The sequence below is a fragment of the Streptomyces sp. R-74717 genome, from assembly GCF_047305335.1.
Lineage (GTDB): Bacteria > Actinomycetota > Actinomycetes > Streptomycetales > Streptomycetaceae > Streptomyces > Streptomyces atratus.
Window position 1 is genome coordinate 4,688,028 of the sequence record NZ_CP102361.1, and the last position, 24,770, is coordinate 4,712,797.

At 69.3% G+C, this 24,770-nt stretch carries 26 protein-coding genes; 20 read left to right on the forward strand and 6 right to left on the reverse strand.

Translation table 11 applies throughout. The annotated features are described in order from the left end of the window. Positions 1 to 161: 161 nt before the first annotated feature. Positions 162 to 1,043, forward strand: a complete 882-nt coding sequence (locus tag NRF20_RS21420) for a hypothetical protein (protein ID WP_413753102.1) — start codon at positions 162 to 164, stop codon at positions 1,041 to 1,043. After that, a complete protein-coding gene (locus NRF20_RS21425) occupies positions 1,036 to 5,352 on the forward strand; it encodes a caspase family protein (RefSeq protein ID WP_413753103.1) in 4,317 nt (1,438 codons plus the stop codon). The genes NRF20_RS21420 and NRF20_RS21425 overlap by 8 nt, the downstream gene beginning before the upstream one ends. Positions 5,353 to 5,407: 55 nt before the next feature. On the opposite strand, the gene NRF20_RS21430 is transcribed toward NRF20_RS21425, so the two are convergent. The 3 genes from NRF20_RS21430 to NRF20_RS21440 form a co-directional block, all read right to left on the reverse strand. Continuing rightward, a complete protein-coding gene (locus NRF20_RS21430) occupies positions 5,408 to 6,043 on the reverse strand; it encodes a GNAT family N-acetyltransferase (RefSeq protein WP_398630019.1) in 636 nt (211 codons plus the stop codon). A 74-nt stretch (positions 6,044 to 6,117) separates the two neighbouring features. Next, positions 6,118 to 6,495 carry an iron chaperone gene (locus NRF20_RS21435; protein ID WP_398630018.1) on the reverse strand — a complete coding sequence of 126 codons (378 nt, stop codon included), beginning with the start codon at positions 6,493 to 6,495 and terminating at the stop codon, positions 6,118 to 6,120. Between the two features lie 9 nt (positions 6,496 to 6,504). Continuing rightward, on the reverse strand, positions 6,505 to 6,987 hold the full coding sequence (locus NRF20_RS21440; protein WP_398630017.1) for an ATP-binding protein: 483 nt from the start codon (positions 6,985 to 6,987) through the stop codon (positions 6,505 to 6,507). 196 nt (positions 6,988 to 7,183) lie between these two features. Here NRF20_RS21440 and NRF20_RS21445 point away from each other — a divergent pair, with 196 nt between their 5' ends. The 4 genes from NRF20_RS21445 to NRF20_RS21460 are packed head-to-tail and all read left to right on the forward strand — an operon-like array spanning position 7,184 to position 8,682. After that, complete coding sequence (locus NRF20_RS21445) at positions 7,184 to 8,035, forward strand: helix-turn-helix transcriptional regulator (protein ID WP_398630016.1); 852 nt, start codon at positions 7,184 to 7,186, stop codon at positions 8,033 to 8,035. An 11-nt stretch (positions 8,036 to 8,046) separates the two neighbouring features. Continuing rightward, entirely contained in the window at positions 8,047 to 8,238 is a 192-nt protein-coding gene (locus NRF20_RS21450; RefSeq protein WP_398630015.1) for a DUF397 domain-containing protein, read from the forward strand. Positions 8,239 to 8,284: 46 nt separating this feature from the next. Then, on the forward strand, positions 8,285 to 8,461 hold the full coding sequence (locus NRF20_RS21455) for a Scr1 family TA system antitoxin-like transcriptional regulator (protein ID WP_398630014.1): 177 nt from the start codon (positions 8,285 to 8,287) through the stop codon (positions 8,459 to 8,461). Positions 8,462 to 8,472: 11 nt separating this feature from the next. After that, positions 8,473 to 8,682 (forward strand): DUF397 domain-containing protein, encoded by a 210-nt coding sequence (locus NRF20_RS21460; protein ID WP_398630013.1) that lies wholly within the window; start codon positions 8,473 to 8,475, stop codon positions 8,680 to 8,682. Here the strand turns inward: NRF20_RS21460 and NRF20_RS21465 are convergent. After that, positions 8,671 to 9,891 carry a sensor histidine kinase gene (locus tag NRF20_RS21465; RefSeq protein ID WP_398630012.1) on the reverse strand — a complete coding sequence of 407 codons (1,221 nt, stop codon included), beginning with the start codon at positions 9,889 to 9,891 and terminating at the stop codon, positions 8,671 to 8,673. The genes NRF20_RS21460 and NRF20_RS21465 overlap by 12 nt on opposite strands. Continuing rightward, positions 9,888 to 10,544 carry a response regulator transcription factor gene (locus tag NRF20_RS21470; protein ID WP_413753104.1) on the reverse strand — a complete coding sequence of 219 codons (657 nt, stop codon included), beginning with the start codon at positions 10,542 to 10,544 and terminating at the stop codon, positions 9,888 to 9,890. Before NRF20_RS21470 ends, NRF20_RS21465 begins: the two co-directional genes overlap by 4 nt. A gap of 171 nt (positions 10,545 to 10,715) precedes the next feature. On the opposite strand from NRF20_RS21470, the gene NRF20_RS21475 reads away from it, so the two are divergent. The 7 genes from NRF20_RS21475 to NRF20_RS21505 are packed head-to-tail and all read left to right on the forward strand — an operon-like array spanning position 10,716 to position 15,063. Then, positions 10,716 to 11,243, forward strand: coding sequence for a hypothetical protein (locus NRF20_RS21475; RefSeq protein WP_398630010.1), 528 nt, complete (start codon positions 10,716 to 10,718; stop codon positions 11,241 to 11,243). Between the two features lie 2 nt (positions 11,244 to 11,245). Then, positions 11,246 to 12,382, forward strand: a complete 1,137-nt coding sequence (locus NRF20_RS21480) for a peptidoglycan-binding protein (protein ID WP_398630009.1) — start codon at positions 11,246 to 11,248, stop codon at positions 12,380 to 12,382. Continuing rightward, the gene (locus tag NRF20_RS21485) at positions 12,382 to 13,107 is read left to right on the forward strand and encodes an ABC transporter ATP-binding protein (RefSeq protein ID WP_398630008.1); all 726 of its coding nucleotides are present in this window, start codon (positions 12,382 to 12,384) and stop codon (positions 13,105 to 13,107) included. Before NRF20_RS21480 ends, NRF20_RS21485 begins: the two co-directional genes overlap by 1 nt. Beyond that, positions 13,104 to 14,297: an ABC transporter permease gene (locus tag NRF20_RS21490; RefSeq protein WP_398630007.1), complete on the forward strand. Its 1,194-nt coding sequence runs from the start codon at positions 13,104 to 13,106 to the stop codon at positions 14,295 to 14,297. The genes NRF20_RS21485 and NRF20_RS21490 overlap by 4 nt, the downstream gene beginning before the upstream one ends. 58 nt (positions 14,298 to 14,355) lie before the next feature. Next, the gene (locus tag NRF20_RS21495; protein ID WP_413754587.1) at positions 14,356 to 14,619 is read left to right on the forward strand and encodes a Scr1 family TA system antitoxin-like transcriptional regulator; all 264 of its coding nucleotides are present in this window, start codon (positions 14,356 to 14,358) and stop codon (positions 14,617 to 14,619) included. Positions 14,620 to 14,630: 11 nt separating this feature from the next. Beyond that, entirely contained in the window at positions 14,631 to 14,822 is a 192-nt protein-coding gene (locus NRF20_RS21500; protein WP_398630006.1) for a DUF397 domain-containing protein, read from the forward strand. After that, positions 14,815 to 15,063 (forward strand): DUF397 domain-containing protein, encoded by a 249-nt coding sequence (locus NRF20_RS21505; protein WP_398630005.1) that lies wholly within the window; start codon positions 14,815 to 14,817, stop codon positions 15,061 to 15,063. Before NRF20_RS21500 ends, NRF20_RS21505 begins: the two co-directional genes overlap by 8 nt. A 244-nt stretch (positions 15,064 to 15,307) precedes the next feature. Here NRF20_RS21505 and NRF20_RS21510 read toward each other — a convergent pair whose 3' ends face one another. After that, positions 15,308 to 17,422: a PQQ-binding-like beta-propeller repeat protein gene (locus tag NRF20_RS21510; RefSeq protein WP_413753105.1), complete on the reverse strand. Its 2,115-nt coding sequence runs from the start codon at positions 17,420 to 17,422 to the stop codon at positions 15,308 to 15,310. A gap of 477 nt (positions 17,423 to 17,899) precedes the next feature. On the opposite strand from NRF20_RS21510, the gene NRF20_RS21515 reads away from it, so the two are divergent. The 7 genes from NRF20_RS21515 to NRF20_RS21545 all read left to right on the forward strand — a co-directional run bounded on the left by NRF20_RS21515 (position 17,900) and on the right by NRF20_RS21545 (position 24,769). Next, positions 17,900 to 18,073 carry a hypothetical protein gene (locus NRF20_RS21515; protein ID WP_398630003.1) on the forward strand — a complete coding sequence of 58 codons (174 nt, stop codon included), beginning with the start codon at positions 17,900 to 17,902 and terminating at the stop codon, positions 18,071 to 18,073. Between the two features lie 59 nt (positions 18,074 to 18,132). Continuing rightward, on the forward strand, positions 18,133 to 18,759 hold the full coding sequence (locus NRF20_RS21520) for a DUF402 domain-containing protein (protein ID WP_398630002.1): 627 nt from the start codon (positions 18,133 to 18,135) through the stop codon (positions 18,757 to 18,759). 284 nt (positions 18,760 to 19,043) lie between these two features. Further along, positions 19,044 to 19,352 carry a hypothetical protein gene (locus NRF20_RS21525; RefSeq protein ID WP_018101695.1) on the forward strand — a complete coding sequence of 103 codons (309 nt, stop codon included), beginning with the start codon at positions 19,044 to 19,046 and terminating at the stop codon, positions 19,350 to 19,352. A 179-nt stretch (positions 19,353 to 19,531) separates the two neighbouring features. Beyond that, the gene (locus NRF20_RS21530; protein ID WP_398630001.1) at positions 19,532 to 20,401 is read left to right on the forward strand and encodes a hypothetical protein; all 870 of its coding nucleotides are present in this window, start codon (positions 19,532 to 19,534) and stop codon (positions 20,399 to 20,401) included. Next, positions 20,391 to 21,761 (forward strand): hypothetical protein, encoded by a 1,371-nt coding sequence (locus NRF20_RS21535; RefSeq protein WP_413753106.1) that lies wholly within the window; start codon positions 20,391 to 20,393, stop codon positions 21,759 to 21,761. Before NRF20_RS21530 ends, NRF20_RS21535 begins: the two co-directional genes overlap by 11 nt. After that, entirely contained in the window at positions 21,758 to 23,308 is a 1,551-nt protein-coding gene (locus NRF20_RS21540; protein ID WP_398629999.1) for an SCO6880 family protein, read from the forward strand. The genes NRF20_RS21535 and NRF20_RS21540 overlap by 4 nt, the downstream gene beginning before the upstream one ends. 42 nt (positions 23,309 to 23,350) lie before the next feature. Then, the gene (locus NRF20_RS21545; RefSeq protein WP_398629998.1) at positions 23,351 to 24,769 is read left to right on the forward strand and encodes an ATP-binding protein; all 1,419 of its coding nucleotides are present in this window, start codon (positions 23,351 to 23,353) and stop codon (positions 24,767 to 24,769) included. Position 24,770: the final 1 nt, after the last annotated feature.

The window sequence follows — 24,770 nt, forward strand, 5'->3', positions numbered from 1 at the left end:
GCGCACCAGGCCCTGCATTTCACCCGAACGGGCTACCGCAATGCCGCCCGAGCCCTCGGCCGGATCCCGCCAACGGTGTGGTCACCCCATGTCATCGACTCCTAGAGTGAGTTGGCAGACAAACGCGTGACACACGCGCAACACGGGGAACGGGGCGCGGAGTGACGCGAGTCGTAGGCGTGCACGGCGTGGGCAAGCAGCTCATGGGCAGCGAAATGTTGCGCAGCGATTGGTTTCCGGCCCTCTCCGACGGGCTCCGGCATGCCGGCCGACGAACCGTCCCTTACGACGAATTCACGATGGCGTTCTACGGGGACCTGTTCCGGCCACCGGGCCGCACCCTGGCCGTGGGCGACCCCATGTTCACCGTGTCCGACGTCGCGGACGGCTTCGAACTCGACCTGCTCCTCGCCTGGTGGCAACACGCAGCCGACATCGACCCCGCTGTGCCCCCGGCCACCGGCTCCACCACCCTCGCCCGTTCCCCTCGCGCCGCGCAGACGGCGCTACGGTCCCTGCAACGCTCCCGGTTCTTCGCCGATGTCTCGTTGCGGGCGCTGATCTTCGATCTGAAGCAGGTACGCCGCTACCTCCTCGACCCCGACCTGCGTACCGCCGCCCGCCGGCGGGTCCAGGAACGGATCGGCCCCGACACCCGTGTTCTGGTCGGCCATTCGCTCGGCTCCGTCGTCGCGTACGAGGCCCTGTGCGCGATGCCGGGACATCCCGTAAAGGCACTGGTCACTCTTGGTTCGCCGCTGGGCATGCGGATGGTCTTCGACCGGCTCCTGCCCCGTCCTGGTGACTGGCCCGGCAGCCCGACCCCGGTCGACCGGCCGGACAGCCCCGACCCCGCCCCGCGCTGGACCAACGTCGTCGACGAAGGCGATGTCGTCGCCGCGGTCAAGGACCTGTCGCTGCTCTTCGGGCCGTCCCTCGAAGGCAAGGTCGTGCACAACGGCTCCCATGCCCACGAGGCGACCGCGTACCTGACAGCCGCCGCCACCGGTTCGGCGGTGGCAGAAGGCCTGCGGCGTGACTGAAACAGCCCCCACGCCCCCACCGCCTCCGCGCCGCTATCTCATCGCGACGGCGGTCACCGCCTACCCCAAGGCCCCCGCCCATCTGGAGTGGGACCGCCCCGGTCTCGCGGACGCCCGCCGCCGGGTCATCGATCTGTTCACCACACACCTCGGCTACGAGCATGTGTCCGACCTGGGCCTGAACCCCACCGAGGCCCAACTCCTCACCGAACTCCGCAACTTCAGCAAGTCGCCCGACCGCCGCCCCGACGACCTCCTCGCCGTCTACATCGCGGGCCACGGCGAAGTGCTCGATGACGGCGAGCACGTGATCCTCACCTCGGACACCGATCCCGACGACATCGACGACGCCCTGCCCACCCTCACCCTGGCCCGCAAGATCCTCCGGGGCACCCGGGTCCGGCGGCTCATGCTGATGCTGGACACCTGCTTCTCCGGCCAGGGCGGAAACGAGCTGCTCGCCGCCATGGCCCGGCTGAAGGGCCGATGGGACGGCGACGGGGAAGCCGGGCTGGCAGTCCTCACCTCCGCACAGCCGGGCGAGCTCGCCGAGACCGGCACGTTCCCCGAACTCCTCGGCGAGGCCGTACGGAGCCTGGCCACAGCCGGTTACACCCCCGAGACCCTCGCGCTCGACGCCGTCGTCAGCGCGATGAGGAACGACCCCAAGCGCCCCGGGCACCAGACGATCGGCCTGGAGATCATCGGTCTGACCGGCGCGATCCCGCCGTTTCTGCCCAACGGGCACCAACGCGCCCGGCTCAGCCACTTCGACGTGGCCCTGCAGCAGACACTCGAGTGGGAACGCCAGGCCGACCGCCGCGTCGTCGAATATCTGAGCCGCTTCCTGACCCGCGTCAAGGGGCATTCGGATCGCGCCAGGGCCGGCTGGTGGTTCTCCGGCCGCCATGACGCCCTCGCGGACATCTCCCGCTGGCTGATCGATCCGTCTCCCTCACAACCCGCGCTCGCCGTCACCGGAGGCCCTGGTTCCGGCAAGACAGCGGTACTCGGCCTCCTGGCCGCCGTCAGCGATCCCGAGCAGCACCGCACGGTCCCGCTGGACAGCATGGGGCTCACCTCGGTCCGCCTCCCGCCGCCACGCGCCCTCGACGCCGCGATCTACGCCCAGAGCCTCACCGACCAGCAGGTCCTGCAGGGCATCGCCGCCGCCGCTCGCGTCACGGCCGACACCGTCTCCGAACTGGTCAACCAGCTGGCGGCCGGACCGGGTCCACCCGGCCGGCAACCGCTGACGGTTCTGATCGACGCGCTCGACGAGGCCGTCACCCCGGAGAGCCTCTGCCACAACGTCCTGCGCCCCCTGATCGACCCGGGCACCCCACACCTGCGGCTGCTCCTGGGAACCCGCCCCCACCTGCTCGAACGGCTCAAGCTGGGCAACGCCGCGCGCATCGACCTCGACTCCGAGAGGTACGCCGACCCCGAGGCCGTCCACGCCTACACGATCCGCAACCTCCTCGGCGCACACATCCACTCCCCCTATCTGTCCTGCGACACCACCGTGCTCACAGCCGTCGCACGCCAGGTGGCCCGGGCGGCGGGCCGGTCCTTCCTCGTCGCCCGCATCACCGCAGGCACCCTCGCCGCCACACCGGAACTCCCCGACCCCCATGCCCCCGACTGGATCGCCTCACTGCCCCAAATGCCCGGCGAAGCCATCCACAACGACCTCACCCGACGCCTCGGCGACCGGGCCCCCGAGGTCATGGACCTGCTGCGCCCGCTCGCCTTCGCCCAGGGCCAGGGCCTGCCGTGGGAGGACATCTGGGCCCCGGCCGCCTCGGCGGTCTCCGGCCGCGGCTACACCAACGAGCACCTGTGGCAGCTGCGCTCCACCGCCGGTTCGTACATCGTCGAGGCGATCGAGGACGGCCGCTCCGTGTACCGGCTGTACCACGAGGCGATGGCCGAGTACCTCCGTACGGACCAGGATCCGCAGACCGTACACGCGGCCCTCGCCTCGGCGCTGCGTGCGACGGTCCCGTACGGTGCCGACGCCGCCCCCGACTGGTCGCGCGCCCACCCCTACCTCCGCCGCCACCTGGCCACGCACGCCGTGCTCGGGGGCGTACTCGACGAACTGGTCCAGGACTCCGACTACTTGGTCCACGCGGAGTGCGACACACTCGCCCCGCACCTGCGTCTGCTGACCACCGCCGAGGGCCGGCTCCACGGTGCCGTCTACCGGGCGTCGATCGGTACCCACCGTCCGCTGCCGCCCGACGAGCGGCGGGCAGTTCTCGCGCTCGACGCGGCACGGTACGGGGCCGGCGCGACGCGCCGGGCGCTCGCCGACCGGATGCCGGCCGACGTCTGGAAGCCCGTCCATGCGACCGGCAGTGGTGTCTCCCCGGCCATGCACAACATCCTCACCGGTCACACCCGCGAGGTGTCAGCGGTGGCCTGCACCGTGATCGACGGTCAGCCCGTCGCCGTCACCGGCTCCCACGACCACACCGTGCGGATCTGGGACCTCAACACCGGCCGGCCCATCGGCGAACCCCTCACCGGGCACGAGACCCCGGTGACCGCAGTGGCCTGCACTCAGGTCGACGGCCGGCCCGTCGCCGTCACCAGCTCCTACGACTCACCTGCGCGCATCTGGGAGCTCGACACCGGTCAACCCGTCGGCGAACCCTTCACCGGGCCCAACAGCCCTGTGGATGGGCTCATCTGCGCCGAGTTCGACAGTCAGCCCGTCGTCGTCACCGCTTCGTACCACGACCCCACGGTACAGATGTGGGACCTGCGCACCCGCCAACCCGTCGGCCCTCCCCTCACCCACCACACCGCCTGGTTCCAGGCGGTGCTCTGCGCGGGAACCGACGGCCGACCCTATGCCATCGCCAGCGACCGGGACACGGACACGGACAGGAAGCACCTGGTGCGGGTGTGGGACCTAAGCACCGGCCGGCCCGTCGGCGACCCCTTGATGTCCGAGGACGGTCCGGTGAAGACCGCGGCCTGCACCGAGATCGACGGCCGACCCGTCGTCATCGCTGGCACCCCTGTTTCCGTGCAAGTGGTGGACCTCACCACCGGCCGACCCGTCGGCCCGCCCTTCCCCACCTACACCGGCGCACCGACTGGGCTGGCCTGCATCCACCTCGACGGACAACCCATCGGCGTCGCAACCTCCCGCAACGGGGAGCTGTCGCTGTGGAATCCGGGCACGCGACGCGTCATCGGCGACCTCACGGGCCATACCAGTGGGGTGAGTGCGGTGGCCTGCATCCACCTCGACGGCCGGCCCGTCGCCGTGACCGGCTCGCGCGACTACACGGTTCGCGTGTGGGACCTGAACACCGACAGCCCCATCGGCCGGCCCTCCGCGGGACACACCGACAAGGTGACGGGAGTGACCTGCGGCCGACTCGACGGCGAACCTGTCGCCGTCACCACCTCCTCCATCGACAGCGCACGGGTATGGAGCCTGCAAACCCACGAGGCCATCGATCAGTTCAGCATGGGGATGACTGGCCCATCGGAGGTGGCCGCCGTCACCTCCACCGTCGACGGCCGACCCGTCATCCTCAGCCTCGACGACCGACCCGACCTCCGCTTCAAAGTACGGGTCTGGGACCTGCAAGCCCGCCTGCCGACCGGCCGGCTCCTGATCGACACGCTCCGTCGGGTGACGACGCTGGCCTGGACCCGACTCGACGGGCGGCCCCTCGCCCTCATTGGCTACGACGACGGAGCAACGCAGTTGTGGGACCTGGAGACCCGCCGCCCCGTCGGCCGCACCCTCAACGGACGCAAGGGTTCGAGTGAAGCAGCGGCCTGCATCCGACTCGACGGACGGTCCGTCGCCCTCATCAGTTACACCGACAACAGCGTGCGCCTCTGGGACATGGACACCGGCGAACCCATCGGCCGACCGCTCATCGGCCACCTCGGCCGGGTGACGGCCGTGGAATGCATCGAGATCGACGGGCGGCCCCTCGCCGTCACGAGCTCCCATGACAAGACGCTGCGCATGTGGGACCTGAACACCCAGTCCGCCTTCGGCCGTCCCCTTGTCGGCCACACCAACTGGGTGAACGCCATGCTCTGTACCGAAGTCGACGGACGCCCCGTCGCCGTGACCGGCTCGCACGACAACACCGTACGGATCTGGAACCTCCAGAATCCCACGGCGGCGCCCACGGTGATCCGGTTGGCCAACCGCTGTTCGGCACTCGCCGTTTCCGACGGCCACCTCGTGGCCGCCTTCGGCAACGACGTGGCGTTCTTCAGCCGGGAGCCCGTTTCCTCTCGTCCGCGGTCCGGCTGGACGCCATGACTCGCACGCTCACCGCGCCCGAGTGGACGATCTGAATCCTGGATCTGCGCGGCGGTCAGGCCGCGGCGTCGGCCGGCTCCGGGTCGGCGGCCAGGCGGGCGTGCAGATGCTCGTCGTGATACGCCCCGTCGCCGTAGCGGTGGGAGTCGCGCAGTGTGCCTTCGGCGGGGTAGCCGCAGCGGTGGGCCACCCGGCAGGAGGCCTCGTTGCCGGTGGCATGGGCGATCTCGATCCGGCGGGCATCGGCCGTCTCGAAGGCCCAGCTGGTCACCGCTCCGACAGCTCTGGTGGCCACGCCCCGCCCACGGGCGTCCGGGAGTGTCCAGTAGCCGATCATCGCGAGGCCGTCCGCGCGGTCGACCCAGCTCAGACCAACGGCGCCCAGCAGGGCGCCGTCGGCCGCGCCCAGTACGGCGAAGGTGGCGGCGGCACCGCGGTCCCAGCTTCCCTCGCGCTTCTCCAGCCACGCCATGGCTTCGGTGCGATCAGCTGCCGGAAAGGGGTTCCACCGTGCGATCAGCGGGTCCGCGGCGGCGGCTGTCAGGCCGTCGAGCATCGCATCCAGCTCGTCGGCCTCCCGTGACCACGGGCGCAGCAGCACGTCCCCCAGGTCGAGCGTGGCGCGGACGAAGGTTCGCCGGTCGGCGGGGTTCTGGGCAGCGACCGAAGGTATGGAGGTGGAGGTGCTCATGGCTCCTTCCTACGCGATCACGCGACGCACCGCCATTGAATTTCCGTCGGTCAAGGGCGTGATGGCGCACTCGCTCAGCAGACCGCGCCCGGCCCCGCCGCCGTCGCCGTCGCCGTCGCCCGGAGCAGATCCCGCACCAGGTCGTAGTCGATCGCCTCCGTCTTACGGAAGCGCAGGCAGCCCTTCCCCATGTCCTGCCCGGCCAGCCGCTCCGCGAAGGCCTCACGCACGTCGCTGCGCATCAGGTAGAAGGAGATGTACTGCTTCTGCGAGGCGAACGCGATCTCCGCGGTGCCGTCCCGCTCGTACGCGGGCATCCCGTACGCCATGACCTCGTCGAACCCGGCCAGCTCCGCCCGGCACAACTCCCGCAGCCTCGTCAGGGCGTCCCTGCGCTCCTCGGGCACCTCGGCCAGATACCCGGCCACGTCCTTCGCCTCGCTCCGCACCATGCAACGAGGCTATGCCCGTCCCGTGCATCTGTCGCCCGGCCCGTACTCCCCCTCACCCTCCCCCTTGGCCGCGCACTCCACCCAGAGCAGCTTCCCGCCCTGCCCCGGCAGCCCGCCGCGCATGGGGTACGCGCCCCAGCTCTCCGCGTAAAGGGTGACGAGATAGAGCCCCCGCCCACGTTCGGCGAGCTCCGCCGGGGCCTCGGCGCTCCACCGGAAGGGGGCGGGGATGTGCGGGTTGGTGTCCCAGACACTCAGCCGGATACGGCTGCGCCCGGCGTCGCGCAGGCGGAGGGAGTACGCCCCCGAGGAGTGCAGGTAGGCGTTGGTGACCAGCTCACTCGCCAGCAGTTCGGCGGTCTCGGTGAGTTCGCGCATGCCGTGGACGCGCAGGATGGTGCGGAGGGTGGCGCGGGCCACGCCGGGGGCGCGGGGATCCTGCGGGAGTTGAAGGGTGTATGTCCAGGGCGGGGTTACCGTGGCACTGACCATGGAAGTCTCCGTTCACGGAGGGAAGTTGAATCATGGGTTTCCGGTTACCCGGTGACGAGGCCGCTCCGTCGAGCGGGGTACTTCCGGGCGGGTGGCCTGAGTCACAGACTAAAGCGCAAAATGGAATACATTCCATGAAGTTCATGAATTACATGACAGATACCCTCGTGTGGGTGACCAAGCCGGGGAGCGAGTGATGTCATCCAGCACCGCACCAACAGCCCGCCGTCAGCGGCTGGGAGCAGAACTCCGCAAGTTGCGCGAGCGTGCCGGGATCACCGCAACCGAGGCCGCCAAGCTCCTCGGTGGCAACCAGGCTCGCATCAGCAATATCGAAGCCGGCCGTTATGGCGTCAGCGCCGAGCGGGTGCGCACACTGTCCTGCCACTACGACTGCTCAGACCACGAATTGGTCAACGCCCTGGCCGCCATGACCGGCGAACGCAAGCGCGGCTGGTGGGAGGAGTATCGCGACATTCTCTCCACCGGCCTGCTGGACTTGGCGGAACTGGAGCATCACGGGACCGCGCTGCGCACCTCGCACACAGCCGGACTGCCCGGCCTGCTCCAGACCACGGACCACGCGCGCGAGGTCTTCCGCCAGGTCGTTCCCGCCCTTCCGCCTCCGGAGATCGAGCACCGCTTGTCTTTCCGCATCAAACGTCAGAGCGTCATCTTCCGAAATAACCCGACCCCTTACAGTGCGGTCATCCACGAAGCCGCCCTGCACATGGGATTCGGCGGGCCAGCTGTGGCAAAGCAGCAGTTGGTGCACCTGCTGACCATGAGCGAGCGTGAGCGCGTCACGATTCAAGTGATCCCGTTCAAGGCGGGTGGCTACCCAGGAGCAGGCCAGCCCATCTACTACGTCCACGGCTCCGTGCCGCAGCTGGACACCGTGCAGCTGGATCAGGCGCACGGCATCGTCCTCCTGGACGCCGAATCTCAACTCCACAAATACCGCCAGGTCTTGGCCCGCCTGGAGTTCCTTGCCTTGGACGTTGCCAAGTCGCGCAACCTGATACACGCCATCGCCCAGAACCTGTGAAGGGATCCGAGTTGCCGAATCACATGTGGCAGAAGTCCTCGTACTGCGGCGAGGGCGAGTCCTGCGTACACATAGCCGCCTCCGCCCCCGGCACGGTCTGCCTCACCGAGTCCGGCGACCCCACCGGAGCGATACTCCGCACCACACCCGCCGCCTGGGCCGCCCTCGTACGCACCCTCAAGGAGAGCGACCACCATGACTGACGTCCCCGCCGCCCCCTCAAGCTGAACCCGTTCTCCTCAGGCATCTGTGACGGGGCGGCCTGATCGGTCCACTACTTCCGCGGGCCAGTCTCACGGTCCCGTTCACCTCGACGCCGAGGCCCAGTTGGAGAAGTACCGCGTACTGCTCGGCCGCATGGAAGCCACCGCGCTGGACCGCGACAAGTCCAGGGACTTCATCCACAACATCGCCCGCGACCTGTGAAGGAACCCACCATGCCCGCTCCCGCCTGGCAGAAGTCCTCCTACTGCGCCCAGGGCAATTCCTGCGTACACATAGCCGCCCCCGCCCCCGGCACGGTCTGCCTCACCGAGTCCGGCGACCCCACCGGAGCGATACTCCGCACCACGCCCGCCGCCTGGGCCGCCCTCGTACGCACCCTCAAGGAGAGGACCACCACGACTGACGCTCTCTCAGGCACCTGACCCAGGCCGGCCTCTTCCAGGTGCGGTGGGCAGTTCGACTCGGACCGTGAGGCCACCGTCGGGGCGGGGGGTGGCGGTGAGCTCGCCGTGGTGGGTCAGGGTGATCGCCCGGACCACGGCCAGTCCCAGCCCGGAGCCGTCGCTGCGGTGTTCCCGACCGCGCTGGAACGGTTCGAAAAGAGCGGGAAGTTCGTCCGGATCCAGCACCGGGCCGGTGTTGCCGACCTCGATGAAGGCAAGGCCGCCGACGGTGCCGGTGGTCACCGTCGCCGCGCCGTCACGGTGGTTGTGCCGCACCGCGTTGGCCAGCAGGTTCAGTGCGATCTGCCGCAGCAGTGAGGGGTCGCCCGCGACCGGGGCGGGCCCCGGATCGGCGGTGATCCGGATGCCCGCTGTCCGGGCCTCGTCGGCCAGGTCCGCCAAGGCGTCCCTGGCGGCGTCCTCCAGGTCGACCGGATGCGGCGTCAGCTGCCCGCTCTCGCCACGTGCCAGTGTCAGCAGTGCCGCGATCAGGCGTTCACTGCGCGCGTTGGCATCCAGCGCACGCTGGACGGCGGGCCTCAGGTCGGCCGGGACCCTGCCCTGGGCGAGCGGGATCTCCAGGGCGGTGCGCTGAAGGGTGAGCGGGGTGCGCAGTTCGTGCGAGGCGTGGGAGGTGAAGCGGCGCTGGGCGGTGAAGCTGCGGTCCAGGCGGTCGAGCATGGCGTCGAAGGTGTTGCCGAGTTCGCGGACCTCGTCGTGCGGGCCGGTCAGGCCGAGCCGTTCGTCCAGGGTGCTGCCGGTGCTGATACGCCGGGCCGCCGCGGTGACCCGGCTGAGGCGGTGCAGTGAGCGGCTGCTGCCCCACCAGGCGAGCAGCGCAGCGAGTGCGGTGAAGACGGCGAGCAATAGCAGGGAGCGCAGCAGCAGATCACTGAGGACGGTGTACTGAAAGTCCTCGAAGGCCTGGGCGGGAGTGCTGATCGCGGCGGGCACCGAGGAGCCTTGCGGGGTGACGGTGGGGCTCGGCTCCGCCTGGGCGGGAACCAGCACGCTCGCGGGGACAATGCGGTGGCGGTTTTCCTTCAGGAGTTGACGGGCGCTCAGCCAGTTCAGCAGGAGCAGCCCGCAGCCGAGGACTGCGAAGACCGCCGTGGTCATCAGGGTCAGTCGGCCGCGCAGGGACAGCCCGTGCAGCGAGAGGCGGCGACCGGTCCGGGCTCGGCTCACAGCCGGTACCCGTAGCCGGGGTCGTTGGTGATCAGTGGCGGTTCGCCGAGCTTGCGGCGCAGCGAGTGGACAGTGACCCGGACGGCAGTGGTGGCCGGGTCCAGCGCCGCGTCCCACAGGCTGTCCCGCAGCTGCTCGGTGTGGACCGGGGCGCCGTCCGCGGCCAGCAGCAGTTCCAGCACACCGAGCTCCTTGGGTGTCAGCTTCAGCGGCCGGCCGTCGCGTTCGGCGACCCTGCGTACGGTGTCCAGGTTGACGCCGTGCCTGCTCAGCACGGTGGCACTGGTGCCGGCGAGGGAGCGGCGGCCCAGCGCGCGCAGCCGGGCGATCAGCTCCAGGTACGAGAAGGGTTTGGCCAGGTAGTCGTCGGCGCCCTGACCGAGGCCGTCGACCAGGTCGGCGAGGGCGCCGGCGGCGGTGAGCATCAGGATTCTGGCCGGGTAGCCGGCTGTGTTCAGGGCCCGGCAGACGGCGTCGCCGCTCAGGTTGGGCAGGTTCCGGTCCAGGAGCAGGACGTCGTACTCGGCGACGGCCGTCATTTCGAGCGCGCGGGCGCCGTCGTGGGCGACCTCGCAGACCATGCCCTCGGCGCGCAGGCCCTCGGCGAGCATCGCGGCCAGGTCCACCTCGTCCTCGACGATCAGCACTCGCATTCTGTTCCACTCCACTCCACTCGCTGCACTCTGCCCTGTCCTGCCCGGCCCTGGTCAACGATGCCTCGGCAGGCGTTAGCCAGCGGTTAGGCACACACTCACCCGTGCGTAACTCGTCGGTCCGTAGGAATGGCGGAGGTCGATGTCGACGTACAGCAGGGAGAGCAGGAAATGCGTACCAAGACCGTACGGACCGTACTGGCGGCGACCGCCGTGACGGCGGCGCTGGTGATGACCGGATGCTCCTCACAGGACACGGCGCCCAGCGTGGCCGGGGGCGACGGCGCGGAGAAGAGTAAGCCGCAGGACGACAACGCGGTCCGGCGGGCCTGGGTGGACTGCATGCACAAGCAGGGGCAGACCAGCGTCGAGCAGGACAAGGACGGCAACATCACCTTCCCGGCCGCCGGTGTCGACAGTCCCGGCTCGGCCAACGGCCTCGACGCGGCGAGCAAGGTCTGCGACGCCAAGGTCCCCGGCATCCACCAGGCCCAGCAGAAGGGCAACGAGAAGGCCGTCGAGCAAGCGCGCGCCTTTGTCGCGTGCGCGCGGAAGAACGGCTACGCGGACATCCCTGACCCCGACCCCAAGATGGGCATCCTCAACTTCACGGCGAAATCGTTCGACTCCGCCGCGTGGGACGCCATCCAGCCGGCCTGCGGCAAGCTCCCGATGCCCGGCTACTCGATCGGTCAGTGATCATGAGCCGCACTGTTGAGACCAACGCCCCCGCCGGCACCTCGCCCGCCCCCGCGCGAAAGAAGCGCCGTAAGGTCGTCGTCGCGCTCGTCCTGGTCGCCGCGCTCGGCGGCTCGGGTGCGCTCGCCGCGATGCGCCCCTGGGAGCACCACGGCACCGCCTCCCCGCAGCCGTCCGTCAGCCACGGCACCGTCGCGGTGCAGAAGGGCTCGCTGTCCACCGGCATCCAGGTCGGCGGCGCGCTCAGCTACAGCACCCCGACTCCCGTTGTCGCCTCCGGCCACGGAACCATCACCGCCCTGCCCGCCGTCGGCGCCGTCGTCAAGGCGGGAGCGAAGTTCTACGAGGTCGACGGACGGCCCGTGGTGCTGCTCACCGGGGACCGGCCGATGTGGCGCGACCTCGGCCCCGGAATCAGTGACGGACCCGACGTCGAACAGCTCAAACGCAACCTGATCAAGCTCGGCTACGCCGACGGACTCGGCCTGACGGCCGACCAGAAGTTCACCCCTGCCACCGTCACCGCCGTCAAGCGCTGGCAGAAGGCCCTCGGTGAGAAGCAGACGGGGACGGTCACACTCGGCAGCGTCGTCATGTTGCCGCAGGCGGCCGTGCGGGTGCAGCAGCTCGGCGCACAGCTCGGCTCGGCCCTCGGGGCCACCGCGGTCATGACCGTGACCGGCACCGACCTGGTCGCCACCGCGCAGCCCGCCGACAACCAGCTCTCCCAGTTCAAGCCCAACGGCCGGGTGACGGTGAAGCTGGCCGACGGCAGCACCATCGACGGACGCATTCGCTCACTGGTCCACGGCGGTTCCGGCAACGGCGGGGACAACGGCTCGGACGGCTCCGGCGGCGCGGACAAGACCACCGTCACCATCGCACTGGACCACCAGCGGCAGGCCAAGCAGGCCGGGCCCTCCTCCGTGACCGTCACCGTCGTCGGCGAGACCATCAGCGACGCGCTCATCGTCCCCGTCACCGCGCTGCTCGCCCTGGACGGCGGCGGCTACGGAGTCCAGGTCGTCAGCGGCACCACCACCCGGCTTGTCAGGATCCAGCTGGGACTGGTCGCCGACGCCAAGGCGCAGATCACCGGGGACATCCAAGCCGGCGCCCAGGTGGTGATCCCGAAGTGATGCCCCATCAGCCACCCGGCAGGGCACCCGTGCTGGAACTCTCCGGCATCACCAAGGAGTACCCGGGATCACCGCCGCTGCGCATCCTGCACGGCATCGACCTCACCGTCGAAGCCGGGGAACTCCTCGCCGTCGTCGGCCCCTCCGGCTCCGGCAAGTCCACCCTCCTCGCGCTGCTCGGCTCCCTCGACCGGCCCACTGCGGGGAAGCTGCGCTTCGAAGGACGCGACCTGTCCGCGCTCTCCGACCCCGAACTGGCCGCCCTGCGCGCCCACCGGATCGGCTTCGTCTTCCAGCAGTTCTTCCTGCTGTCCGGGCTCACCACGGTCGAGAACGTCGCCACCGGCCTCCTCTACAGCGGCGCCCCCGCCTCACTCCGGCGCGCCAGAGCTGTCGAAGCCCTGAGCGAGGTGGGCCTCGGGCACCGGCTCCACCACCACCCCGACCAGCTCTCCGGTGGCGAGAAGCAGCGCGTCGCCATCGCCCGCGCCCTCGTCGGCCGCCCCGCACTGCTGCTCGCCGACGAACCCACCGGGGCCCTGGACAGTGTTTCCGGCGCCGCCGTCGTCGAGCTGCTGCGCACCCTGAACGCCAACGGCACCACAGTCGTCGTCATCACCCACGACCGCGAGCTGGCCGCCTCCTTCCCCCGGCGAATCGCCCTCCACGACGGCCGCATCGACTTCGACGAACGCGGCCCGCACCCGGCAGGAGCTGTCCGATGACGTCACCCCTGCGACGCACCCGGCTGCGCCCGACGGACATGCTGCGCCTCGGCATGATCGGACCACGCACGCGCAAGATGCGCTCCGCCCTGTCCGCGCTCGGCATCTCCCTGGGCATCGCCGCCGTCATCGCCGTGACCGGGATCTCCGCCTCCAACCAGGCGCACCTGCTGGAGCGCCTGGACCGGCTCGGCTCCAACCTGATCACCGTCGCCCCCGGCAACGGCGCCGACCAGAAGCCGGTGCCGCTGCCGCCCACGGCCGAGAAGATGCTCGCCAACATCGCCCCCGTGCAACAGGTCACCGCGACCGGGGCCACCAAAGCCCAGGTCTACCGCAACGACCTGGTCCCGGCGCAGCAGACCAGCAGCCTCACCGTGCTGGCCGCCCGGCTCAACCTGCTCGACGTCCTGCACGCCACTCTGCAGAGCGGGCGCTGGCTGGACAAGGCGAGCGAGAACCTCCCGGTGACCGTGCTCGGCGACCAGGCCGCGCTCCGGCTCGGCGTGACCGCGCCGGGTGAGCGGGTCTGGCTGGGCGGACAGTGGTTCGTCGTCACCGGAATCCTGGCCCCGAACGAGCTCGCACCCGAGCTCGGCACCGCCGCCCTGGTCGGCTGGCCCGAGGCCACCGCCCACCTGGGCGCGGACGGCACCGCCGCCATGGTCTACCTCCGGGCCCACCCCGAACGCGTCCCTGACGTACAGACCGTCGCCGGAGCCACCGCCGACCCCGCCAACCCGAGCACGGTCGCCGTCAGCCGCCCTTCCGACCTGTACACGGCACGGGCCGAGACCAAGAACTCCCTCACCGGACTGGTCCTCGCCCTCGCTGCGGTCGCCCTGCTCGTGGGCGGCGTCGGCATCGCCAACACCATGGTGGTGGGAGTGATGGAACGCCGCGGCGAGGTCGGACTGCGCCGCGCGCTGGGCGCCCGAGGCGGCCAGATCGCCGTTCAGTTCCTGATCGAGGCCGTACTGATGGGCCTCATCGGAGGAGTCGGCGGGCTGTTCGTGGGCGGCCTCGCGGTCTACGGCTACGCCCTCGCACAGGGCTGGCCCGCCTCCATCCCGCTCTACACGGTCATCGCCGGACCGCTGGTGTCGGTGCTGGTGGCGGCCGTAGCCGGAATCTACCCGGCACTGCGCGCAGCCAGGGTGTCCCCGACAGACGCCCTGCGCTCGGCCTGACCGACGGCGCCGGAGTCGCCGGCCGGACCTGATCGCACGGCGGCAACGGTCCGGGCGGATTCACCGACGCCCGCCACACCCGATCCGCGTGACCCCCTCCGAAGCCACGTACTATCCGGGCTCGGGTCAGTCCGTGCACTACGTACGCGGAGCGGTACCCGCACTCGATACTGCGCAGCTCGACCAGTCGCACCGGCCCGTGTTCATCGACGCGGAAGCCCAGTTGGCCCAGTACCGCCTGCTGCTCGAACGACTCGACGATGCGACTCTGGACGTCGAGCGGTCCCGGGAACTCATCCACAAGGTCGCCCAGGGCCTGTGAAAGGAACCACGATGTCCGCACACACCTGGCAGAGGTCGTCCTACTGTGCACAGGGCGAAGCCTGCGTGCACGTAGCCGCTGCCCGCACCGGAGCAATAGAACTCACCGAGTCCGGCGACCCGACCGGAGCGATACTCCGCACCACGCCCGCCGCCTGGGCAGCCCTCGTACACACCCTCAAGGAGAGCCGCACCCATGGCTGACATCCCCGCCGACCTCACCTGGACCCGCGCCGCCCCCGAGGGCGACGAGGGCCCCGGTCCCTGGATCGAGATCGCCTTCGGCCCGGACCAACTCGTCCACCTCCGCGAGACCGGCGACCCCACCAACATCGTCACCACCACCCGCACGAAATGGGACGCCTTCACCAAGGGCGTCCTCGCCGGCGAATTCGACCACTTCGCCGAACTCGACGGCGACCAGGACACAGTGGCACCGGCCTGACCGGAGTCGGCAATCGAGCGCTGCCTCTCCGATAGTGCGCCGCCCCGCCACACACCCGTGGCTGTCCACGTTGCGATCGGCACCACAGCGGAGCCGGGCTGTTCGGCCTCGCACACTTGATCACGCCTCAAAGAAAATTGCCTCGCCCTGGCAAGCGGTCCCACCGCACCGTGCGCCCATGCCTGACCGATACCGATGGGGAGCTTTCAGCCTGAAGCCGCAGGCCGTCAGGCTGGCGTGGGAGCTATGTCGGGCTGTCCTCGACAGTAGCCTTCAGGGCGTGCACGTTGTGGTCGAAACTGCCGACGTACACGACTCCATCGACCACCGCCGGCGATGACTGGACCCTGTCGCCGGTGGCGTAGGCCCACTTCTTGTTCCCGGTGGCCGCGTCCAAGGCGTACACGTTGTGGTCAAAGCTGCCGATGTACACAACTCCATCGGCCACCATCGGCGCCCCTTCGACCTCGCCACCGGTGTCGAAGACCCATTTCTTGTTCCCGGTGACCGCGTCCAAGGCGTACACCCTCTTGCTGCTGCACCCGACGTACACGACCTTGTCGGCCACCGTCGGTGACGACCCGACCGCGCCACCGGTGGCGTAGGCCCATTTCTTGTTCCCGGTGGCCGCGTCCAAGGCGTACACCCTCTTGCTGCTACCGACATACACCACCCCGTCGGCCACCGTCGGCGACGTGAAGCGCCAGTCCTCTGGTGTGAGGTCCCACGCGTCGTTTCTGTCGAAGCCCCAGTCACTTGCGCGGCGTGTCCATTTCTCGTCCCCGGTGGCCGCGGCCAAGGCCGTCACGGAGCTATAGCCGGCGATGTACACCACCCCGTCATCCACCGCCGGCAACTCGAGGCCGGAATCGCAGGAGACGGCCCATTTCTCGTTCCCGGTAGCCGCGTTCAGAGCTGTCACGGACTTGTTTCCAGCGATGTACACCACCCCGTCGACCGCCGTCGGCGCCGCTTCGAGCTTGTCGCCGGTGGCGTAGGCCCACTTCCTCTCCCCAGTGGCGGCATCCAGGGCGTACACGCTCCCGTCGGTGCTGCCGATGTACACGACCCCGTCAACCACCGCCGGCGTCCCTTCGACCTTGTCGCCGGTGACGTAGGCCCACTTCTTCTTCCCGGTGGCCGCGTCCAGGGCGTACACGCTCCCGTCGGTGCTGCCGATGTACACGACCCCGTCAACCACCGCCGGCGACGACGTGACCGCATCTCCGGTGGCGTATCGCCACCGGAGCCGTGGGTCCGGGATCTTGGAGGCGACCTCGGGGGTCTTGTGGTCAGTGGTGTTGTGGTCGAACAGGTTGACGGCGGCGGCGACACCGGTACCGAGGGCGGCGGTGATACCGGCGCCGATGCCGAGCCGCAGCGCGGTGCGACGGCTGATGCGCCCCGCTGGCATCGGCGTGCCTGCGCCCGGTCCCGGCACGGGCACCAGCGTTCGGGCTGCGCCGGGACCGGCACCGGTGAGCGGACTGGTGACGGTCTTCGTGTCCGCGCCGGACAGGTCGGATCCGGCACCGGATGCCGGGGTTGCGGTGGATAGTTCGCGGAGGCGGTCGCAGACCTCGGCCGCTGATGCGGGACGGTCGCCGGGGTCCTTGGCGAGGAGAGCCATCACCAGGTCGTCCAGGGCGGTGGGCACACCGGGGCGAGCATGGCCCGGTGGCTCCGGGGTCGTGTTCAGGTGAGCGGCCATCATCGCGACTGGCTCGGTGGCCTGGAAGGGGGTGCTTCCGGTGAGGAGTTCGTGGAGCACGCAGCCCAGGGAGTACAGGTCGGAGCGGGCATCCGGGGGGAGATCGCCGAAACGTTCGGGCGGCATGTAGGCGAGCGTGCCGATGACCTTGCTCGACTTGTGTGTGGACGCCATGTACCGGGCGATGCCGAAGTCGAGGATCTTGATCCGGCCGTCCGGGGTGAGCATGAGGTTCGCCGGTTTCAGGTCCCGGTGCACGATCCCGGCTGCGTGGGCGGCCTGCAAGGCTTCGGCGGTCTGTGCCGCCCAGCCCACGGCAGTGGGCACCTGGGGTGGGCCGTCCTCGCGGAGCACCATGTCCAGGTCCCGCCCGGTGAGGAACTCCATCACCAGGTAGAGGGTGCCGTCGTCGGGGTCCTGGCCCAGGTCGAAGACCGTCACCACGCCCGTGTGGTTCAGCCTGCCGGCGGTTCGGGCCTCGCGGAAGAACAACTGGGCGCCGGTAGTGTCGCGCCGGTTGTGCGGCAGCAGCTTGACCGCGACGCGGCGCTCGATCAGACGATCGCGGCCTTCCCAGACCTCCCCCATACCGCCCCGGCCGACGAACGCAACCAACTCGTAACGGCCGCCCAGAACCCGCAAAACCACCCACGCCCTCCCGCTCGGCCGACCGTCAATCCACACTCGCCGCGCCAGCCCCCGTCTTCTCGGGACCGCACCGATGATCCCACCACCACCATCCACCGGCAGCAAGGCGGAATCGACTGTTACCTCGGCATTACACAGCGCCAACTCGCTTTCGCAATCGCGGATTACGGCGACAGATGGGCTGCGGCCGACACCGGCGCGCGTGGGCTCCCAGCGTGATCGATGGCGGGAGCGGGCGGGTCATTGACAAGCGCTTCGAGCTGATGGAGCGGCTGGGTAGCAGCGGGATGGGCACGGTCTGGTGAGCTCGGGACCTCGTGTTGCATCGAGAGGCCGCGGTCAAGCAAGTCTGCCCGGCTCGCGGTCACCGCCGCCGCCGCACAGGCGCTCTACTGGCACCGGCCCAGCGACGCTCTCGGAGCCACGCTGCCGGCCTGCGCCTGCTACGCCATCGCAACCCGTCTGCCTCCACCCACCGTGCCGGGCGCAGCACCGAGCGCCGCACCGGATGCCGCGCTGCTGGCCGGCGCACGGGAAGACGCCCTCGCGCGCCCGCTGGTGTTCGCCGGAGCGGCGTTCCTGTGCGCGGTACTGCTCTGGGCCACCGCGGCGGAGCCCATCGGAAGGCCGACACCGGTCCTTCAGTGGTGACTCGTCCCTGACCTCCCTGGCCACGTGTCCGCCCGCTCCACCGCGGGCATGATCAACGGATGAACGACGACCCGGGCCGGATACTCCGCTGGAACTTCTTCATCGGCGGACACCTGAGCGCCTCGGTGCCCGTACGTCTCGTAGAGCGCACCGAGGCGGGCCAGCTGGTGTGGATGGAGACCGGCACACCGATGTGGCGTACGAAGCTTCCGCGCGGGGCGCACCTGCGGGACATCGCCCCGCACGAGCGCCCGCCCGGCGGGTACCCCTTGGTCGCCGACCGGTGGCCGATGGGCAGCGCGCTCTTCTATCAGCCGACCGGTGCCGCGCACTCCGTCCTCTGGCTCTTCGGCCGCAGACAGAAGTTCCGTGGCTGGTACGTAAATCTGGAGCGCCGGGTCCACCACGGCGACGACATCGACATCACCGACCACGAACTCGACATCAATGTGGCCCCGGACCGGAGCTGGCGGTGGAAGGACGAGCAGTCCTTCGCCGAGAAGACCGGTGACCCGGCCTACTGGTCGGCCGACGAAGCGTCAGCCATCCGAGGCGAGGGCACCTCGGTCGTACGGCTCGCCGAGGCCGGAACGTTTCCCTTCGACGGCACCTGGTGCGATTTCCGGCCGCCGCCGACCTGGACGACACCACCCCGGCCACCCGTTCCACGCCACCCCCTGCTCTGACCAGCCACTGCGCTGACCAGCCCTGCCTAAGAGTCTCGGCCAGGGTGGCGGGATGACAGTCATTGCCCGGGGTCACCCTCCGTGATACACAGAGTAACCATACGTATTCGGTCATACACCGATTCGATCCGCAGGTCAGGGGGGTCGGACCGGTCAAACGTGCGAGATCCGGGTAAAGAGAGCCGTCAAGCCGTCGTACGAAAGCAATTTCATCAGCGAAGATAGAGAGCGACCCGTGTCGTGTGGCAGGGGCAACGAACTACCCAACAGGGGCGGTGACTTACATGATCCTGGCAGCTGAAAAGGGCGACATCACCACCATCATCGGCGGAATCGCCCCGAACTGGGGGCCGTTCGGGACCTTGGGCAACGAGGCCCGCGTAATGATCGAGGTCGTGATGGCCATTGCCATCCTGCTCTGCCTCGGCATCGCGGTCTGGGGTGCGGCAAAGCAGCGCATCGGCGCCACGGCACTGCGCGACACATTCAGCGCGGAGCAGGGCAAGGGGCTGATCGTTGCCGGTCTCACCGGTGTGTTCATCATCGGATCGCTGGGCACCTTGTTCACCATCGTCTACGGGATGGCCGTCTGACCGGCTGTCATCCCATGTCAGGGGCGCTCCCGCCCACTCCCACACCATCCGTCCGTCGTGCCCACCCGCAGAGGTTACGTTTCTCTGATGTCGAGTCACCACACCGCGTCCGCGCGGGAACCCGCACGGCTACCGTCGTACTACCCGGTTCAGGAAACGGTTGAGGGGGCGTACGCGGCATGAGTCCCGGCGACGAGAACGGCTACGGCAGCGGTTCAGGCCGTACGGACGATGGATACAGCACCATCGGCGGTACGCGCCAGACCCGTACCCGCCTTCCCGACGGGGAGGGCGGCGACGGCTACACCGCCCCCCGCCGCCCCGCCCGCAACTCCCGCTCGCTTGTCACGGTGGTCGGCGTGGTCGTCCTCCTGATCGCGGCTATCGCGTTCGCGAACATGGGCGGAGGCGGCGGAGACGGCAGTGGCGGCTCGGGGAACGGGGGGAGCAAGCCGGATTCGTCGTCCACGGCGGCCACGGGGACGAAGCCGGTTGATGGTAAGAACGGCACCATCGCGTCGGGCTTCGCCCACGACGACCAGGGTGCGCAGAGCGCTGCCGCGAACTACTCCGTGGCGCTCGTTTCCGCGGACATCCTCAAGCCGTCCAGGCGTGCCCAGATCGTACGCCAGGTCTTCGTTCCCGCCAGAGTCGACGAGCTTGAAACCAAGTTCAATCAGGCGTACAGCAAGGACTTCCTCGACAAGATCGGCCTTGACGAGAACGGCAACGCAGCTACCGGCATGACCTACGTTTCGCGGACTGCTCCGGTCGGAACCAAAGTGACCGAGTCCTCGGATAGCTCCACCACTGTGGAGGTCTGGTGCACAGGGGTCTTCGGCACAGCGGGTGTCAGCTCCACCAACCCGGTGAGTAACGACTGGTTCACCATGACGCTGAAACTCCAGTGGGAAGGCAACGACTGGAAGGTCGACAGCTTCTCCCAGAAGGAGGGACCCGCGCCGGTCAACACCGACCGTACGGCCTCCAACGCCGATGAGATCGCCAAGGCTGTCGAGGAGTACGGAGGGTTCACCTATGCCCGCTAATTCACGTCTCGCACTCAAAGTCGGTGCGGTCCTGGCAAGTATCCAGGCAACGGCCGTAATCCTGGCGACTCGTGCAGCAGCGGCGCCGACGCCCACCCCCTCGGCCACGCCGTCCGACAAGGACAAGTGCGACCTCATCGTCGGCCCCGCCAAGGACTACTGCGAAAAAGGCGACGCAGGCGCCCCCAAAAACGACCCCTCCACCACCCTCGACAACTCCCTGGACCCCCTCTCCTCCCTCGCCCGCGGCTGCGCCGACGCCGCCGCATGGATCGTCGGCAAGCTCAGCGAGGCCGTGAAGCAAACCGCGAACGTCGACTTCACCAACGAGACCTTCCGGCAGCAGTACGCGATCGTGTTCGCGGCCTCCGCCATCCTCACGCTCGTCCTGTGGCTGTTCGCCGTCGCCAAGCGCGCCATCCGTGGTGTCCCGCTCACCACCGCGATCTCCGAAGCCATCGGATTCCTCTGGCTGACGGTCATCGCCTCAGCCTTCACCCCACTCGTCCTCTACGTGGTCGTATCAGCCACTGACGGCGTCAGTGACGTGATCGCCTCCGCCACGGGAAACAAGGCCGACGTCTTCTTCGGGTCGTTCGCCGAAGCGCTCAAGAAGGGCTCCGACATCGGCGGCGGACCGATCATGCTGATCGTCGTCTCGCTCGTCTCGATCCTCGCCGCGGGCGTCCTCTACCTGGAGCTCGTCATCCGCGCCGCCCTGCTCTACGTGGGCGCCCTCCTCGGCACCGTCGTCTACGCGGGGCTCGTCGACAAGAACATGTGGGGCCACGTACGCCGCTGGGCGGGCATCATGATCGCGGTGATCATGGTGAAGCCGGTCATCGTCATCGTTCTGGGGCTGGCCGGCGCACTCTCCGGGGACGACGGGCCGAACGCGTTCTCCTCCGTCGTGTCCGGTCTCGCCATCATCCTGCTCGCGATCTTCGCCTCCGCGATGATCTACCGGTTCGTCCCCGGCTTCGGCGACGAGATCCAGGGCGCCCGCACCAACCGCAAGCAGGCCACCGACGGCTCCCAGGCCGCCGCGATGATCAGCTCCCCTGCCGCTCTCGTCTCCCAGGGCATCAAGACCCACAGCAGCCGCAGCGGCCAGAACAGCGGCGACAGCGGCAGCGGCGGGGCCAGGCCCGCCAACGCGGTCAGCGGCGGTGTCGCCGCCCACAGCTCCCGTAACTCCGGCGGCGGGAGCGGAGTCGGCGGCGGATCTGTCCCCTCCGCCGCACCTCCGCCCCGCAGCGGATCGGGACCGACCTCCGGCACCCCCCACGGCAGCCGCTCCCCCCGAGGTGGCGGATCAGGCAGTTCAGGTAACAACAGCACGGGAGGTGGGGGGCGTTGACGACTCAGTCCCACACGATCGCGCCCCGCCGTACGTATCTCATCGGCCGGGCCCGGCCGAACGCGATCGTCGGCAAGAACCGCGAGACCGGCGAGATCGCGCTGATCATCGCCGGTGCATTCTTCGGCATGATGAGCGGACTGCTCGTCCCCTACCTGGCCCCGCGGATCGTGCTGCTCGCGGGCTTCCCCCTCCTCGCCCTCGCGATCGTGTACCTCCCGTACAAGCACCGCACCTTCTACAAGTGGTTCGAGATCAACCGCAGCTACAAGCGCACCCTGCGCCGCGGTACGACCTACCGCTCCGCCGCCATGGAGGCGGGCATCGGCGCCGACGGGCGCGAGGTCGAGATCGGGCCGCCCCCCGGCATCGGCCGGATCAACTGGCTCGCCGCCCCCTTCGGCCCGGACGAGATCGCCGTACTCCTGCACGCCGACCGCCGCACCGTGACCGCCGCGATCGAGATCGAGGGCCCCGGCGTCGGGCTGCGCGACAGCGAGGACCAGGAAGCGCTCGTCGACCGGTTCGGCACGCTGCTGAAGCATGTCGCCAACGGCGACGGCTTCGTGACCCGCATTCAGATGCTTGCCCGCACCCTCCCCGCCGACCCCGACGCCCACGCCAAGGACGTCGCCCAGCGCGGCGACAAGGCGTCCCCGGGCTGGCTGCAGGAGTCGTACGACCAGCTGCAGTCCATGGTCTCCACCTCCAGCGAGCAGCACCGCGCCTACCTCGTCGCCTGCATGCACTACACCCGTGAGCTGGCCGCCGAGGCCAATGCCATGGCCCGTGCCGCCCGCCCCCAGGCCGGCCGCAAACTGGACCGGGACGCGGGTCTCGCCGTCGTCATGGCGCGCGAACTCACCGACATCTGCGCCCGCCTCGCCGAGGCCGACATCCGGGTGCGCCAGCCGCTCGGCCAGAGCCGGCTCGCCTCCCTCGTGCATTCGATGTATGACCCCGACCACCCCATCGACCACATCCAGGCCATGACCAAGCGCAACGCCTGGCCCGCCGAACTGGACGCGGTCGAAGCGACGTTCCTCCAGGCCAAGACCCGCGAGTCGGCCACCCGGGCGCCCTGGTGCCACTCCACGGCCTGGGTGAAGGAGTGGCCGATGACGCCCGTCGGCGTCAACTTCCTGGCCCCGCTGCTCGTCCACACACCTGATGTGATCCGTACGGTCGCGGTCTGCATGGACCTCGAACCCACCGAGGTCGCCATCGAGCGGATGCTCACCGAGAAGACCAACGACGAGGCGGAAGCCAGCCGTCAGGCCAAGATGAACCGCACCGTCGACCCGCGCGACATCGCCGCGCACGGCCGGCTCGACCAGCGGGGTGAAGATCTCGCGAGCGGCGCGGCCGGAGTGAACCTGGTGGGGTACATCACCGTGTCCTCGCGTTCACCCGAATCCCTGGCCCGCGACAAGCGGACGATCCGGGCCTCGGCCGGAAAGTCGTATCTCAAACTGGAGTGGTGCGACCGCGAGCACCACCGCGCCTTCGTGAACACCCTGCCGTTCGCCACCGGCATCCGTCGCTGACCGCAAACAACCGAGAGAAACGAGAGGGAGGTCGGTCACGCCATGCGAGATCCGCTGTCCGCGCTGTCGGACGCCTTCACCGCCTTCCTCTTCGGGAAGGTGGAGACGACCAGGCTGCCCGTCCGTACATCGACCGGACAGGCCCAGGCCGTCTACCTGCCCACCGCGGCCCCCGGCCTCGGTGACTCCGGCGTGATCATCGGCCGCGAGGTGTACTCCGGCAAGGGCTACATCTACGACCCCTTCCAGCTGTACGGTCAGCAGCTGCCCGCTCCGCACTGGCTGGTGCTCGGCGAGTCCGGCAACGGCAAGTCCGCGCTGGAGAAGACGTACGTGCTCCGCCAGCTCCGCTTCCGCGACCGCCAGGTCGTCGTCCTGGACGCCCAGGGCGAGGACGGCGTCGGCGAGTGGAACCTCATCGCCCAGGAGCTCGGCCTCACCCCGATCCGCCTCGACCCGACCTCCGCGCTCAACGGCGGCATCCGGCTCAACCCGCTCGACCCCGCGATCACCACGACCGGCCAGCTCGCCCTGCTCCGTACGATCATCGAAGTCGCCATGGGGCACGGCCTGGACGAACGGTCCGGCTTCGCGCTGAAGGTCGCCCACGCTTACGTCAACGAGACGATCAGCGACCGACAGCCGGTCCTGACCGACATCGTCGACCAGCTGCGCCACCCGGAGCCCGAGTCCGCCGAGGCGATGAACGTCGACATAGACGACGTACGGGCCTGGGGCCTGGATGTCGCCCTCGTCCTGGACCGCCTGGTCGACGGTGACCTGCGCGGCATGTTCGACGGACCGACGAGCGTCGGCATCGACCTCGACGCCCCGCTGATCGTCTTCGACCTGTCACACATCGACCGGAACTCGATCGCGATGCCGATCCTGATGGCGATCGTCGGCGTCTGGCTGGAACACACCTGGATCAGGCCCGACCGGAAGAAACGCATCTTCCTGGTCGAGGAGGCCTGGCACATCATCAACTCGCCCTTCGTGGCCCAGCTCTTCCAGCGCCTGCTGAAGTTCGGGCGCCGGCTGGGTCTGTCGTTCGTGGCCGTCGTCCACCACCTCAGCGACGTCGTCGACGGCGCGGCGGCCCGCGAGGCCGCGGCGATCCTCAAAATGGCATCGACCCGCACGATCTATGCCCAGAAGGCCGACGAGGCCAGAGCCACGGGACTCGTGCTCGGTCTGCCCAGATGGGCGGTCGAGATCATCCCGACCCTCACCCCCGGCATCGCGGTCTGGGACGTCAACGGCAACGTCCAGGTGGTCAAACACCTGATCACCGAGGCGGAACGCCCCCTGGTCTTCACCGACCGCGCGATGACCGAGTCCTCCGCGGCCGAACTCCTCCCGGAGGACGTACGCGCCGCCGAGCTGGAGGCTGAGCAGCGCGCGGCACGGATCGAGCACCAACAACGACTGAACGAGTCGTCCGAGTCAACGGTGGCATGAC